Source organism: uncultured Chitinophaga sp., from assembly GCF_937898475.1.
GTDB lineage: Bacteria > Bacteroidota > Bacteroidia > Chitinophagales > Chitinophagaceae > Chitinophaga.
This window is the reverse complement of sequence record NZ_CALEJS010000012.1, coordinates 103,450-117,628: the sequence shown is the minus strand read 5'-3', so window position 1 is coordinate 117,628 and position 14,179 is coordinate 103,450. Positions and strand designations below refer to the sequence as shown.

11 protein-coding genes are annotated in these 14,179 nt (G+C 48.6%); 4 read left to right on the top strand and 7 right to left on the bottom strand.

Going from position 1 to position 14,179, the window contains the following annotated elements:
- Nucleotides 1–4: 4 nt before the first annotated feature.
- A complete protein-coding gene (locus Q0577_RS03880) occupies nt 5–1,282 on the top strand; it encodes an HlyD family efflux transporter periplasmic adaptor subunit (RefSeq protein WP_298732998.1) in 1,278 nt (425 codons plus the stop codon).
- Here Q0577_RS03880 and Q0577_RS03875 read toward each other — a convergent pair.
- Together Q0577_RS03875 and Q0577_RS03870 are read right to left on the bottom strand one after the other, a co-directional pair.
- A complete protein-coding gene (locus Q0577_RS03875) occupies nt 1,255–2,121 on the bottom strand; it encodes a sugar phosphate isomerase/epimerase family protein (protein ID WP_298732996.1) in 867 nt (288 codons plus the stop codon). The genes Q0577_RS03880 and Q0577_RS03875 overlap by 28 nt on opposite strands.
- Before the next feature lie 67 nt (nt 2,122–2,188).
- A complete protein-coding gene (locus Q0577_RS03870) occupies nt 2,189–2,842 on the bottom strand; it encodes an NAD(P)-dependent oxidoreductase (protein ID WP_298732994.1) in 654 nt (217 codons plus the stop codon).
- Nucleotides 2,843–3,195: 353 nt separating this feature from the next.
- On the opposite strand from Q0577_RS03870, the gene Q0577_RS03865 reads away from it, so the two are divergent.
- A complete protein-coding gene (locus Q0577_RS03865; RefSeq protein ID WP_298732992.1) occupies nt 3,196–4,956 on the top strand; it encodes a hybrid sensor histidine kinase/response regulator in 1,761 nt (586 codons plus the stop codon).
- Here the strand turns inward: Q0577_RS03865 and Q0577_RS03860 are convergent.
- Nucleotides 4,953–6,272: a DEAD/DEAH box helicase gene (locus Q0577_RS03860; protein WP_298732991.1), complete on the bottom strand. Its 1,320-nt coding sequence runs from the start codon at nt 6,270–6,272 to the stop codon at nt 4,953–4,955. The genes Q0577_RS03865 and Q0577_RS03860 overlap by 4 nt on opposite strands.
- A 234-nt stretch (nt 6,273–6,506) precedes the next feature.
- On the opposite strand from Q0577_RS03860, the gene Q0577_RS03855 reads away from it, so the two are divergent.
- Both Q0577_RS03855 and Q0577_RS03850 read left to right on the top strand, forming a co-directional pair.
- Complete coding sequence (locus Q0577_RS03855; RefSeq protein ID WP_298732989.1) at nt 6,507–7,778, top strand: sorbosone dehydrogenase family protein; 1,272 nt, start codon at nt 6,507–6,509, stop codon at nt 7,776–7,778.
- Nucleotides 7,779–7,962: 184 nt separating this feature from the next.
- Nucleotides 7,963–8,814, top strand: a complete 852-nt coding sequence (locus Q0577_RS03850) for an alpha/beta hydrolase (RefSeq protein WP_298732987.1) — start codon at nt 7,963–7,965, stop codon at nt 8,812–8,814.
- A gap of 80 nt (nt 8,815–8,894) precedes the next feature.
- On the opposite strand, the gene Q0577_RS03845 is transcribed toward Q0577_RS03850, so the two are convergent.
- Genes Q0577_RS03845 through Q0577_RS03830 form a run of 4 tightly spaced genes read right to left on the bottom strand, consistent with a single transcriptional unit; the run spans nt 8,895 to nt 14,174 of the window.
- Entirely contained in the window at nt 8,895–9,290 is a 396-nt protein-coding gene (locus Q0577_RS03845) for a VOC family protein (protein WP_298732985.1), read from the bottom strand.
- Between the two features lie 32 nt (nt 9,291–9,322).
- Entirely contained in the window at nt 9,323–10,390 is a 1,068-nt protein-coding gene (locus Q0577_RS03840; protein WP_298732983.1) for an aldose epimerase family protein, read from the bottom strand.
- Nucleotides 10,391–10,407: 17 nt separating this feature from the next.
- Entirely contained in the window at nt 10,408–12,642 is a 2,235-nt protein-coding gene (locus tag Q0577_RS03835; RefSeq protein WP_298732981.1) for a hypothetical protein, read from the bottom strand.
- Complete coding sequence (locus Q0577_RS03830; RefSeq protein ID WP_298732979.1) at nt 12,642–14,174, bottom strand: RagB/SusD family nutrient uptake outer membrane protein; 1,533 nt, start codon at nt 14,172–14,174, stop codon at nt 12,642–12,644. The genes Q0577_RS03835 and Q0577_RS03830 overlap by 1 nt, the downstream gene beginning before the upstream one ends.
- Nucleotides 14,175–14,179: the final 5 nt, after the last annotated feature.

Below are 14,179 nucleotides of genomic sequence, written 5' to 3'. Positions count from 1 at the left end.
CATTATGCCGCAGTACCAACATCATCATGAAGATGTACAGGATATTATGAGTAAAATGCCGCACTGGCTGGTGCGCAGGGGTACCACCCTTTTATTTGTTATTGTAGCATTGCTTTTTGCCGGGGCGTATTTCATCCGCTTTCCCGACGTGATCGTTACACACGTAAATATTACCTCCTCCAATCCGCCGGTGAAGATAGTAGCCCAGGCAGGAGGCAAAATACGGGAGATATTTGTGCAGAACAACCAGGCGGTTAGCGAGAACGAGCCTATTTACCTCCTGGAAAATGCCGCCCATTACCCGGATGTGCTGCAATTGCAGCAGTTACTAAAGCGGCTGGATACGGCCCTTTATTTACGCAGCGCCCTGCGGGATTTCAACTTTGCGCAACCCTTACAACTGGGCCCCCTACAAGCGGGTTATGCGGCCCTGTACCAGGCGGTGAACCAATACCTGTTCTTTTCAGATAAACATTTTACGGCCCGGAAAGTAGGACAATTACAATCCCAGCTCACCTATCAGCACCAGCTGGATGAAGAGCTGCAACGAAAAGACCAGTTATTACAGCAACAACTCCAGCTGGAACAGAAACGTTACCGCATAGACTCCATGCTTGCAAAAGAAAAGGTGATTGCCCCGCTGGAATTTGACAACAGTAAAAGAGAGCTGCTCAGTAAGCAGATGAATGCAGATGCCATAAAGGCCAACCTGCTACAGAACAAACTACAGCAAACGGAATACCTGAAAAACATAACAGACCTGCAGCAACAGTCACTACAGCAGGAAAATGATCTGCAGCAGAAAATAAGGGAGCAGGTAAAACAGCTGCAGGGTCAATTGGAGATATGGGAACAACAATACCTGGTAAAAAGTCCGGTAGCCGGTAAGGTAAGCTTCTTTAAGTTCTGGAAAGCGCACCAGTTTATTTCCAGCGGAGAAGCGGTGCTGATGGTGGCGCCCCCTGTACAACATTATGTGGCCAGGGCTACCTTGCCGGTAGATGGCGCCGGCAAGGTAAAACCCGGACAAAAAGTGCTGATCAAACTTTCCGCCTATCCTTTCCGGGAATTCGGCATGATAAGGGGAAGTATCAGCGGTGTATCCGCCGTAGCGCTGGATACTGCCTACGCAATGGATATCAGGCTGGAAAATGGCCTGTTAACCACAGCCAACAGGCAGATACCTTCGCAACCACAAATGCCCGGAACAGCGGAAGTGCTCACCAATGATATGAGCATCCTGGCAAGGCTGTTCTACTCTTTAAGGCCTAACAGGTATTGAACGCTTTGCGGCACCTGTGTTTCTACGTTGCTGCTCTCATCTTCAATATAGAAATGCTGGATAGCAGAACGCTTTGCTGCCTTCAGCACTGCGGGAATATTGATCTGGCCAGTACCCAGCGTTACATCATTCTCAGGAGAAGTGCCGCCGGAAAGGTCGCCTTTAACGCCTTTTTTCAGATCTTTTACGTGCATGGCCCTGAATCGGTCGCCATATTTTTTCAGTAAAGCTACCGGATCCTGCCCGGGGAAATGTACCCAGAGGATGTCCATCTCCAGGCTTACGTACCTGGGGTCTGTGTTTTGTACGATATAATCGAAAAGGGTGCCTTTCCCGTAGGGCTGGAATTCAAATCCGTGATTATGGTAGATCAGGGTAAGGCCGTATTGATCTTTGAGTATCCTGCCAACCCGGTTAAATTCCGTTACTGCATGCTTCGCTTCGTCCAGCGTAAGACCGGTTTTGCTGTGCGGAAACCCGGCCACTCTTACAAATTTGGCGCCCAGGGTCCTGGCATTCCTGGCAACCGTATCGGTCCTGGTAGTAAGGTCTTCATAACTTACACCGAAAGAAGAACATTTGATCCCTCTTTCATCTATCATATCACGGATATCCTTCGCCGTCTGACCAAAAAGGTTGGAGAACTCGATATCAGTGAACCCGTTCTTCTTTACCAGGTCCAGCGTACCCGGCATATCTTTCGCAAATGATTTCCGGTAGGTGTATGATACTATGCCCGGGTGTTCCTTTAGCAGGGGGCGTCCTGTCTGAGCGCTGAGCGGCATGCTGTTCATTAAAGCCATGAATACGCCGCAGCCAAGCACTAGTTTCCTAAACATCATAAGTGGACTGTTTATATGGTTATAGCGCTAATATAAGCGTTATGGCTTAAAGAACATAGTTGCCTTAATAGGCGGCTGTAAAACGCTGTCTGATATGTTGGGCATGCTCCAGTTCATCAACAGTCACCAATGCCAGGTCTTCGACAGACAAAATACTTCTGCCGTTTTCATCAAATACCGGGTTGTCCAGGGCTGTGCGGTAAGCCCCTTTGCGTACACCGGAAGTGCCGGGGTGCATCTCAATAGCGGGGCTGATGAAAGTCCAGTCAAGCTCTTTTTCCTGCTTAATAATATTAAGGTAATCGCGTGCTCCTGAGGCGCCTGCCTTATACTCTGCAGGGAACTGGGGAGTATCGATCAGCTGTACGCCGGGGGCAACTTCCAGGCTACCGGCCCCTCCTATTATGATCAGCCGCCTTACGCCTGCCGCCTTTACACCTTGCTGGATGGCTTGGGAACCGGCAAGAAAATCTTCATAAATATTGGGATTGGTCCATCCGGGATTAAATGCACTGATAACAGCGTCCTGCCCTTTCACCAGTTCAGTAACCTCACCTTCCAGGTATACATCTCCTTTCTTAACAACGAGGTTAGGATGCCGGGCGCTTATCTTTTCAGGATGCCTTACGATAGCGGTTACCTGGTGACCACGCTCTAATAACTCATGAAGGATGTGCGAACCGACAAAGCCGGAAGCGCCTATTAATGCAACTTTCATTGTTGTTCCGGTTTAACTGTAATTGCAATTATTACAGAACAAAGGTATGGGTATTTAAGAGAAAAGCAAATTCTTTTTAGCGCAGCAGAAGGCACATTGTTAAGTTCGTTAGCAGTGTTTCTACGCAGATAATACCGGAGGAGGGTGTTTAATAAAAATAATTTCTGTAAATTGGGGATGGACAATACATAAGCACCCCTGGGCCCTAGCGAATTTACTCGACGATCTAAAGACTACAAGGTGAAAAGGCCTGTCACAACTATTACCAAACACAAGTACTGGTAAGGGACATCCTATACCCGTTACACAAACTGAGACAATGATCGCCCTAAAACGTATGCAAACCAACTGCTATGAAAATGCTTGATACCTGGCGAAGCATCCGGAGAACCGGAACGGAAGGAATAGCCGATAAAGAGCTTTTGCATAAAATAAAGCTGATAAATTCCCTGAATTTCTCCCTTTGTTTACTGCTGACAACAATCGGGGGCACCTACTACATTTTATCCGGCGAGCTATCTATCATTATCCCGGCCTTTCTTGAGGCTTTGATCGCAGGTTCAGCTATCCTGCTGAACTATCGCAAAAGATATGAGGCTGCAGCCCTTGTTACATTCCTCGTGCAATGTGCCGGTTCCTTATATTTTGGATTGCTGCTGGCCAATGTTCTTGAATTGCAGGCTATGGTGATCCTGCTCTTCCTCATTACTTTCCTGTTATTTAAAGAGAAAAAACGCAGGCAGGTCTGCCTTGCTATTGCAACAGCCATCCTGGTTATTATTGAAGCAAATTATTACGCTAACTTTATAAGGCCCATTCAGTTAAACCAGCAGCTGATCATCATTTTCAAGGCATTATCGATCGGTGGAATATTATTACTGATCCTGGTTGTGGGAAAACCTTATGTCTTAAGCAACGACCAGAATAATGAATTAACCAGGGCCAATAACTTTAAACGGATCTTCATTTACCAGACCACGCATGAACTAAGAACGCAGCTCAATGCTATTTACTGCATTGCCCAGCTGGTAAAAAGGGAGATCAGCATGGATCCGGGTCTGAAGAAAACAGAACCCTACATTAACCTGCTCTTCAATGCAGTGGGCAATACCCGGAACATTATTAACAACGTGCTGGATATGTCCAAGATAGAAGCCGGCAAAATGGAAGACGTGCAGGAGGAAAGTTTTGAGCTCCAACCCTTCTTTGAACGGCTGATAGCAGTACATAAAGTAACTGCCCGCACGCGTAATATACAGATCAGGTTATACATCGATGAGCAGATGCCGCCTGTGATCCGTTCTGACAGCTTCAAACTGAGCCAGATCGTAGCTAACCTGCTAAGCAATGCGGTAAAATATGCAGACAGGAACAGTACCGTGCTGCTGAAACTGACTAAATACAATATTCACACCTGGTGTATACAGGTCACTAACAAAGGCGCCGGCATTGCGAAAGAAAAACTGTCGGTTATATTTGACCAGTTTGTCACCGATAAACAGAACAGGTATACAGAGGGTACGGGCCTGGGGCTGTACATTGTGAAGAACATGGTGCAGACACTGGGCGGTAACATCCAGGCGGAAAGCGTTCCGGGAGGCGATACTACCTTTACAATCAGACTGAAACTTCAGCGGGGTACCCTGGAAGATATAGAGGGGGAAACGGAAGAAGATATGGATTTGAGCCATCTGCGGGTATTGGTAGCAGACGACAACGAAATGAACCAGGTGCTGTTCTCGCAATACCTACGTATGTGCGGCTGTGCCGTTACTACCGCCTCCAATGGGTCGGAGGTGATCAGTACACTAAAGAACGAGAAATGCCTGCCTGATGTGATACTGCTGGACCACCAGATGCCCCAGATGGATGGCGCAGCCACATTGGCCTATATTAAAAGGGATCCGCAATTGCACCATATCCCCGTGATCATGTGCACGGGAAGTTTTGAGTTCCACAAATCCTTAATTGATGCCGGGGCCTGCGCTGTGCTGGTGAAGCCCATTGATCAGAAATCCCTCTTTAAAATAGTAAGTCAGCATTTGCCCCATATCAATGAAACAAATACTGACTTATTCAGTGAACAGTCACCCGGCACCCGGCACGCTTTTTAACGTTGCCTTTCTGATGCAGATTGCCGGTTACGTTGCCGGTTCCTGTTATTGTTATTATTTCCCTGATGATTTCCGGCGCGGTTATTATTACCGGGTCCGCGCTGCGGGCGGTGTTCTCTGTTACCAGCCGGTTGCCGTGTCGCCTGTTGTTGTTTAACCGGCGCCGCCGTGCTGTTATGATGGTAAGGATGGGCCTCCACCACGGGAATATTGCGCGCTATCAGTTTATGAATGTCACGCAGGTAAGCCCTTTCTTCCATATCGCAGAAAGAGAAAGCAATACCATTTGCCCCTGCCCTTCCGGTACGGCCTATACGGTGTACATATGTTTCGGGCACATTGGGCAGCTCATAATTGATCACATGTGTGAGCTCATCGATATCAATACCTCTTGCCGCAATGTCTGTAGCTACCAACACCCTGGTCTGACGGGTCTTGAAGTTATTCAGGGCACGCTGGCGGGCATTCTGTGATTTATTACCGTGAATGGCCTCTGCGGTGATCCCCACCTTATTCAGGTCTTTCACTACTTTATCTGCGCCGTGCTTGGTACGGGTAAATACCAATACGGTTTTGATATCCTGGTCTTGCAGCAGGTGTTGCAATAAACCGCGTTTATCCTGCTTTGAAACAAAATAAACGGATTGTGTAATGGTTTCTGCAGTAGAAGAAACCGGGGTTACTTCCACCTTAGCGGGATCGTTCAGGATAACGGAGGCCAGTTTCTGTATTTCCGGCGGCATTGTAGCAGAAAAGAACAGGGATTGACGGTTAGCGGGCAGCTTGGTGATCACACGTTTTACATCGTGCACAAATCCCATGTCCAGCATACGGTCTGCCTCATCCAGTACAAAGAATTTCAGGTGCAGCAGGCTGATAAAGCCCTGGCTGATCAGGTCAAGCAAACGGCCCGGGGTGGCTACCAGGATATCTACTCCTCTTTTCAGCGCTTCTGTTTGCGGGCCCTGCGATACACCGCCGAATATAACCAGATGCTTCAGGTCCATAAACTTGCCATAGGCAGCAAAACTGTCGCCTATTTGAATAGCCAGCTCGCGGGTAGGCGTTAATATCAGCGCACGGATATTACGCGGGCCCCTGGCAGCGGTTTCCCTGCTTTGCTGATGTAATAACTGTAAAAGGGGTAATGCAAAAGCGGCGGTTTTACCGGTGCCTGTTTGCGCACATCCCAACAGATCACGTTTCTGAAGCACAATCGGGATGGCCTGCTGCTGAATCGGGGTTGGACTGGTATATCCTTCGTTGTTCAATGCCTTTAGCAAAGGGGCAATAAGCCCTAATTGTTCGAATGACAATATTTAAAATTTAAAGTGATTAAATAGTGGTAAGGCTATCAAAAAGAAGCTGATACTTTACCTGCCTTACTCAAAGCCTGCACTATTTTTTGAAGATTGGCGCTACAAAAGCCGGTGAGGAAGTGAATAAAAGTGTCGCAAAGGTACTAAATAATTCTGTTCCGGGCATGCCTTTTGTATTTACATGGGTGAAATACGCGGGTTATGAAAGTAATAGCGATAATAATAGTATGTATGCTATTATTCATGAAAAGCGCCTCCCAGGCGCAAAGCCGCATGGCAGATACTGCAGCGCTCCCTGCGCCGTTTGCCACCAGATCTGTTACCAATTTCAGCAAAGTCATCGGTTGGGACAATGGCCGTACACCGGTAGCGCCGGAAGGTTTCGAGGTTACTTTATATGCAGAGGGACTGCTGAATCCCCGGTGGACGTATATTACCCCCAACGGAGACGTGCTGGTGGCAGAATCCAATACGATTAAAAATACATTAATGCAGGCTGGTGCGGTGATCCTGGGCGCCGCCAAAGCCGAAAACATGAAGAAGAGTGCCAACCGCATCAGCATACTGCGGGATACCACGGGCGATGGCAAGCCGGACATTCAGCAGGTTTTTCTTGAAGATCTTAACCAGCCCTTTGGTATGCTTGTTATCGGCAATAAACTGTACGTAGCTAACACCGATGGCTTATTACGTTACCCTTATCAGCCCGGCCAGCTGAAAATGGATTCCGCCGGGGAAGTGCTCATGGATCTGCCGGCTGAAAAACGTAACCAGCACTGGACCCGTAACATCATTACCAACGCAGACAGTTCCAAGATATACATTGCCGTTGGTTCTGCAGATAACATTGGCAATAATGGAAAAGATGTAAATCCGCGGAGAGCCTGCATACTGGAAGTAAATCCTGACGGCAGCGGCGAAAAGGTATATGCATCCGGCCTGCGTAACCCGGTTGGAATGGGCTGGGCGCCGGGTACGCGGACTTTGTGGACCGCTGTCAACGAACGGGACGAAATTGGTGACGACCTGGTGCCGGATTACCTCACCAGTGTCAGAAAAGGCGGCTTCTATGGATGGCCTTATGCTTATTTCGGTCAGCATCCTGATCCCCGCATGGAAGTGTCACGGCCTGATCTTGTAAAAAGAGCCATTGTACCGGATGTTCCTTTGGGTGCGCACACGGCTTCTTTGGGACTGGCCTTCTATACGCACAGCGCCTTCCCTGCCAGATACCGGAATGGCGCTTTTATAGCCCAGCATGGATCCTGGAACCGTTCAAAGCTGGCAGGATATAAAGTGGTATTTGTTCCTTTCAAGAACGGTAAGCCGGCAGGGCCTCCGGAAGATTTCCTCACCGGTTTTAGGCCGGATAATCCTGATAGTAAGGAGGTTTATGGACGGCCGGTTGGGGTGACAGTACTTCCTGACGGCTCTATGTTGGTAACGGATGATGTAAATGACAGGATATGGCGTGTATATTACCGTCCGCCACGTCGCATTTAACCCCTTAAGTTGTCGTTTTCACCCCTCATCAGCGTTCGGTGGGTACATTAGCTTTGCCTGCAGTAATCAATTACAGCTTAAAAAACATGTTATGTACCTCCCCAATCAAAAACACCTGATACGCGCCATGCGCCGCGTTGTTATGTTCACAGCACTTTTTTCCGTACTAATATCTATACACACTATGGCACAAACATCAACAGCAGGCGCCGCATCCCATGGCGCCATCGCAGCAGCGGAACCACTGAAAAAGGGATATGCACCGGTAAACGGGCTCCAATTATACTATGAGATCTACGGCAATGGCGAACCACTGGTACTGTTGCATGGAGGCCTGGGCGCCATTGAAATGTTTGGCACAAATCTCCAGGTACTTGCCCGAAGCAGGCAGGTGATCGCAGTAGATCTGCAGGGGCACGGGCGCACAGCTGATATAGACCGCCCGCTTAATGTGGCATTTATGGCAGATGATATTGCCGGACTGCTTAAGCACCTTGGCATCCAACAGGCGGACATTATGGGCTATTCATTGGGAGGCGGTGTTGCTTTACAGACAGCGATCCGTCATCCGGAACTGGTAAAAAAACTGGTGGTTGTTTCCACCGCTATCAAACGCAATGCATTCTATCCGGACATCCTCAAACAACAGGAACAAATGGGCCCGCAAGCCGCCGAATTCCTGAAACAAACGCCTATGTACGAAATGTATGCCCGCCTGGCACCCAAACCTGAGGACTGGACAAAATTCATCACAAAGATCTCGGATGCTATGAAAGTGGATTTTGACCTGTCTGCCGATATGAAGGCACTCAAAACACCTGTGCTGCTTATCGCTGCGGATGCAGATCTTTTCCCGCCTGCTCATATAGTAGAGGTCTTTGGATTACTGGGTGGTGGTCAGCGTGATGGCGGATGGGATGGCAGCGGACAGCTACCTTCGCAGCTGGCCATATTACCCGGCCTTACTCACTACAATATTTTCATGTCGCCCGGATTATACACAACTGCCCTGGCGTTTCTTGATAAGTCGAAATAATATCAAATCTGCAATAAAAAGGCAGCGTACCGGCACCCGGTGCGCTGCCTCATTGTTTACCGGAACACAAAAGATCATTCCTATTTTGCCGCTGGTTCCAGCAGGTCCCAAAGGTTACCATACAGGTCTTTAAACACGGCAACGGTACCATAAGCGGCCGTAACAGGTTCTCTGACGAATACAACACCACGGGCTTTCATCTGTTCATAATCCCGTTTAAAATCGTCTGTGTAGAGGAAAAGAAAAACCCTGCCGCCGGTTTGATTACCAATACGGCTTTGCTGCTCATGGTCTGCCGCTTTGGCCAGTAACAAGCAGGTTTCCTTTGCACCTGGCGGCGCCACCAATACCCAGCGTTTGGCATCGCTCAGAACAGTATCTTCTACCAGTGTAAAATTGAGCTTTTGGGTGTAGAATGCGATGGCTTCGTCATAATCAGCCACTATCAAAGCCATATGTGCGATGTATTGCTTCATCGGCTTAAGTTAATGCTTTGTAACTGATCTGCCTATTTCACGCCGAATTCGTAGATAGTGATCGTTTTATACTCCTCACCCGGCTCCAGTATGGTATTCGGGAAATTCGGATGGTTGGGACTGTCGGGAAAGGCTTGTGTTTCCAACGCAATGGCGCCATGCTGTACGTAGGGTTTGCCCTGCTGCCCGGTAATGCTGCCATCCCAGAAATTGGCGGTATAAACCTGCAGCCCGTGTTGGTCTGTAAAAATGTGCAGCGTTCTCCCGGTCCGCTTTTCTTCCAGTGATGCAGCCGGGATAATGTCGCCGGGTTGTTGACGGGTTAATACATAGTTGAGATCAAAACCCCTGTCCTCACGAAAATGGGTCAGGCGCTCTCCTATGCTGCCCGGCGAGGAGAAGTCAGCCGCCGTACCCGCCAATGGAAGTATTCTGCCGGTTGGCGTATTACTTTCGTTTTTCTCCGTGTAATGTTGCGCGTGTACCTGCAGTATATGATCGCTGATCAACGCCTGTTCAAAACCGGTAAGGTTAAAGTAGCTGTGATTGGTAAAGCTCACCGGTGTTTTCTTATCGGATACAGCGGCACATTCCATTATCAGCTGGTTATCCTGGGTCAGCAGATATTTTACTTTTACCCGCAGGTTGCCGGGATAACCTTCTTCTCCGTCTTTGCTCACGTATTCAAACACTACCCCGGTCTGGCTATCCTCCCTGATCAGGGAGCTAAGGTGCCACACCTTTTTATGGAAGCCTTCAAAGCCGCCATGCAAATGATTGTTATCGTTATTCACGGTGAGCTGTACCGGATAGCCGTCCAGGCTAAAGCGCCCCTTTGCTATACGGTTAGCATATCGTCCTACCACACAACCAAAATACCAGGGATTATGCTCATAGGCGGCCGGCTGATCAAAACCGGCTGCGATGTTCCTGGTAATGCCATGCTTATCGGGTGTATATATGGACATCACTGTGCATCCCAGGTTAGTAATATGTACTGTTACCGTTCCATTCTCTAAGGTAACGAGGTGCAGCGGCACTCCGCGCAGGATGCCGCACTCTTTGCTAGTGACAGATAAAATTGCCTGTTGGGTGTTCAAGAGAAATTATTTAAGAGCTAATCATTTACAGGTACCAGCTTTACAAGCATGGCGTCTTTCACTGGCACTGTCAGTGAAATGGCTGCCTGGCCTGGCGCTACCTGTCCTAATGACTGCCCGGTTAACAACTCCGTAATAGCATATTTCCTGTTATCCAGGCCAATATCCTTTAACGGTATGGTTTCCGTAAATGTTTGCTGTGTTGCGAAATTAAAAAGGGCCAGCATGGTAGTGTCCCCTTTCAAATAAAAAGACAGCTGCTGATCCATTGAATCGCCATCCGACACACGCAGGGGTGTGAATGCCCTGGGATGGCTGAAGAAGGCGCATACCTCCGGGTTATTCAGGAAACGCTTCGCCCTTTCTGCGGCCAGCTGCTCCCTGAAATCGGAGCCGTCGCCCAATATGCTGCCCATGGTCATCATACTATAGATCCTCACTTTGATCTCCTGCTCCGTCAAGTCCGGATTCTTCTGAAAATGCTGCATAATGGCCACGTCCAGGTTGGTATAGGGCCATAGCGTGCCCTGTACCCACCACATAAAAGAACCGGTTGCCATCGATGCCTCAGTGCTGCCCCAGCTGGGAAAACCCGGCTGGTCGTCCCTGAGATGGGAATAAACATCCGTAGACACAAACCGGGTATGTGCATACTGGTGCGGAAACATAGGTGATATAGCCTGGGTAATGAATATATCAGGCCCCATGATAGTATCTACCAGGTTACGCAGCATCTTCATCCCCTGGTTATATGCCTGCATTCCCGTACGCACGTTCCTGTCATAACGGGTAACAGATTCCAGTGAGCCGGCTGTTAAAAAGTCTATTTTAAGAAAGGTGGCGTTAATGGCTTTCGCTTTCTTCAGCTGGCTGATAATATACTCCCTTACAGCAGGATGGGTTGGATCAATTGCATAGGCGCCCCAGTCGCCATCCTTATAAGCAATGGGTTGCCGGTTCTTATCTTTCAGCACTACATCGCGCAGGGGAATACTGGTGCCGCTTAGTTTTGTCTGATCTACGGTATTCTTCCAGGTCCACACAGCAAAAGGTATAAAGTAAAAGCCCAGCTGCTGGTTCCGCTTTTTACCGTACCTGCCAAGCGATGCCAGCAGGTCTGTGGTATAGATGTTCTGATCGTAAGAATCAATGCTCAGTACCGGTTTTGCATACTTATTGAAGTTATCCAGGGTATGTATAAAATCTGATATTTTGGCCACGCCCGGTGGCATCATTACTTTGGAATATCCCAGCACCCCTTCCACACCAAAGCTGTTCCAGTATACAGGCGCATATCCCCTCCATTCCTGCCGGCCGTTCCGGATCACATTTGCATGGCCGTAGCCAGTAAAATCATTCCGCATATCACTACTGCCGGCGAGGTATATCACAGGTGATTGCACGGCAGCACCGCGAACCGTTCCGTGCGGTGCATGATCGTGTGTGCCGTCCAATCCGCCGTATGCGGGCGGCAGCGTTTTGTTATCTTCGGTGGCAGCGCCGCCGTATATCCTGAAGGAATCCAGTTCTCCCTTTAAAGCGCTGGCATGGTACGCAATACCTGTTTTCCAGCAGTCGTGCGTAATACTGCCGGCAACCAAACCTGACAGTGTACTCCTATCGTACAATGCGGCAAACTCATAACTGGTACCTGTAACAGGTTTTGCCGTGTCAGCCGGCCATTGCCTGGTAAGGATCTTTACCCAGTTATCGTTATCAAAAGGCACATCGAGGATACGGGGTTCCTGGCCGGGAACAAATACACGTCCTTTATCTGAAGGCAGGACTGTCAGCGGTGATATATACCTGGTTTCCGGCAGTCCATCCCAGGCTTCCGGTGGTGTTGCTCCCCTGGAGGGTTCAGCATCCAAACTCACCAGCAAAAAAGGCTTGTCTTCATAGAGAATAACATGCTGTATCAGCCTTACAGGCAGTCTGTCATCCTCATGTTCAATTTGCAAACGCGTTCCATTGCCAAATGCATCCTGCACCGGTGATGTACTTACCCGGTGTTTGCTGTAAGCAGTGCTTACAAGGTAACCTGCATGAACATCTTCCATGCAGGCTACCGTGTTTTGCAGACTTACGCCGTTACTGAAATAATAGCTGATCTTACCGGTGGCTTTGTCGGCAACCAGCCTGACATGCTGATTGGATAGCACCAGGCTGTCGTTTATCTGCCGGGCATTTGCGGTGCCCAGGAAGAAAAAACATGTTACAGACAATATCCATTCTTTATACATACAATTCATCAGTAACCGGCATTTTGATCTGAAGGCTGTAAGGCTGCATTGTTTTCAAACTCTCTCGCTGGTATAGGGTATAAAAGGTGCTTTTCCTGCATATTGGGCGCCGCATCCGGGTTGTGGGCCTTCACTTCTGTCAGCAGCGTGCCGGTACGTTTAAGGTCAAACCAGCGCCATCCTTCAAAGCCTAACTCGCGCATACGTTCCAGCATCAATTCCTTTCGCAGCTGATCCTGGGAAGGCACGCCGCCATGTACGGTTTCGTAGCTCTCCAAACCCGCCCTGCTGCGTATCTTATTCAGCTGCTGCAAAGCGCCCGGCGTTTCACCTGTCTCATTCTGCGCTTCAGCATACATCAGTATCACATCGGCCAGTCGCAGATAGTAAAGATTGCGGGAGGAATAAGATGCACTGACGGAAACATCTTTTGTAATATCAAACTTCTTCATGTGCGGCTTTCCAACGTCAGACCACCAGGAATAATCTACCGGGTTACCGTCCTTATCAAGGAAGAGGGTACGAAAAGAAACATCTTTACGCTTGTCACCATCTTCAAAGCTATTGAAGTAGTAGTCTGTTGGAATGATCACATGCCCGCCTGCACCCGGCAACCTTGGATCGTTGATCTGCCAGCAACCCAGGTTCTGCGCCAGGTTACTGGTGTTACCATCTTCATTGGAGAACTGTATTTCGAACAGGGATTCGATGTTATTTTCATTAGCCTCCACGAAGAGATCCGCATAATCTGACATTAAAGATACGTTAGGTGCACTTAATAAAGGCTCCAATGTAGCCTTTGCATTGTTGTAATCTTTGCGGGTCAGGTATACTTTGCCTAACAGCGCCCTGGCAGCTTCTTTGGTTGCTTTGCCGGAATTTTGCCCGGCGCCGGCCTTGCTGTCAAGATTGCTCATGGCAAACTGGAGATCCGATATAATAAGGTTGTATACCTCATCTTCATTACTCCGGGGATATCCTCCCTTTGCGTCTGCTTCAGGATTCTCTGCTTCAGTAGGCAGCGGTACACCACCATACAGCTGTACCAGGTAGAAATAGAACAGGCTCCGCATGAACTTTGCCTCGCCTATTGCCTTGTTTTTCACCTCCTCGCTAACTGGGGCTTGCTGTATGTACCTGATAGCAACGTTGGCATTACCAATGCCCTTGTAACATACCGCCCAGAAGTTTTGTATCACATCATTCTGCGCCGTCATCAGGGTAGAATAGGTGTTCACTGCGCAGAAGTTCTGCCAGTAGGTACCCCAGGTCGGTACAAACAGGGTGGTTTTTCCTTCATCTGTTCCTACCATACCCACTATTACATAATCGCTGCGCTTCAGGTCAAGCAACTGGCGATAGATACCTACGAGTCCGGATTTAACTCCCGCTTCATCTTTATATAGCTCTTCAGGTGAAATGAACGATTCCGGTTTGATATCCAGCTGCTTTGAACAACCGGTAAATACCAGGCCCGCTATGGTCAAACATCCCACAAGAAGTGTGCGTAAATTGGAATACTTATATGTTGATGACTTCATTGTTT

What these genes read in the sequence shown, in the direction of transcription:
- Q0577_RS03870 (WP_298732994.1), bottom strand. Translation starts at nt 2,842, where the DNA reads ATGAAAGTTGCATTAATAGGCGCTTCCGGCTTTGTCGGTTCGCACATC.
- Q0577_RS03855 (WP_298732989.1), top strand. Translation starts at nt 6,507, where the DNA reads ATGCTATTATTCATGAAAAGCGCCTCCCAGGCGCAAAGCCGCATGGCA.
- Q0577_RS03875 (WP_298732996.1), bottom strand. Translation starts at nt 2,121, where the DNA reads ATGTTTAGGAAACTAGTGCTTGGCTGCGGCGTATTCATGGCTTTAATG.
- Q0577_RS03830 (WP_298732979.1), bottom strand. Translation starts at nt 14,174, where the DNA reads ATGAAGTCATCAACATATAAGTATTCCAATTTACGCACACTTCTTGTG.
- Q0577_RS03850 (WP_298732987.1), top strand. Translation starts at nt 7,963, where the DNA reads ATGGCACAAACATCAACAGCAGGCGCCGCATCCCATGGCGCCATCGCA.
- Q0577_RS03835 (WP_298732981.1), bottom strand. Translation starts at nt 12,642, where the DNA reads ATGAATTGTATGTATAAAGAATGGATATTGTCTGTAACATGTTTTTTC.
- Q0577_RS03845 (WP_298732985.1), bottom strand. Translation starts at nt 9,290, where the DNA reads ATGAAGCAATACATCGCACATATGGCTTTGATAGTGGCTGATTATGAC.
- Q0577_RS03880 (WP_298732998.1), top strand. Translation starts at nt 5, where the DNA reads ATGCCGCAGTACCAACATCATCATGAAGATGTACAGGATATTATGAGT.
- Q0577_RS03865 (WP_298732992.1), top strand. Translation starts at nt 3,196, where the DNA reads ATGAAAATGCTTGATACCTGGCGAAGCATCCGGAGAACCGGAACGGAA.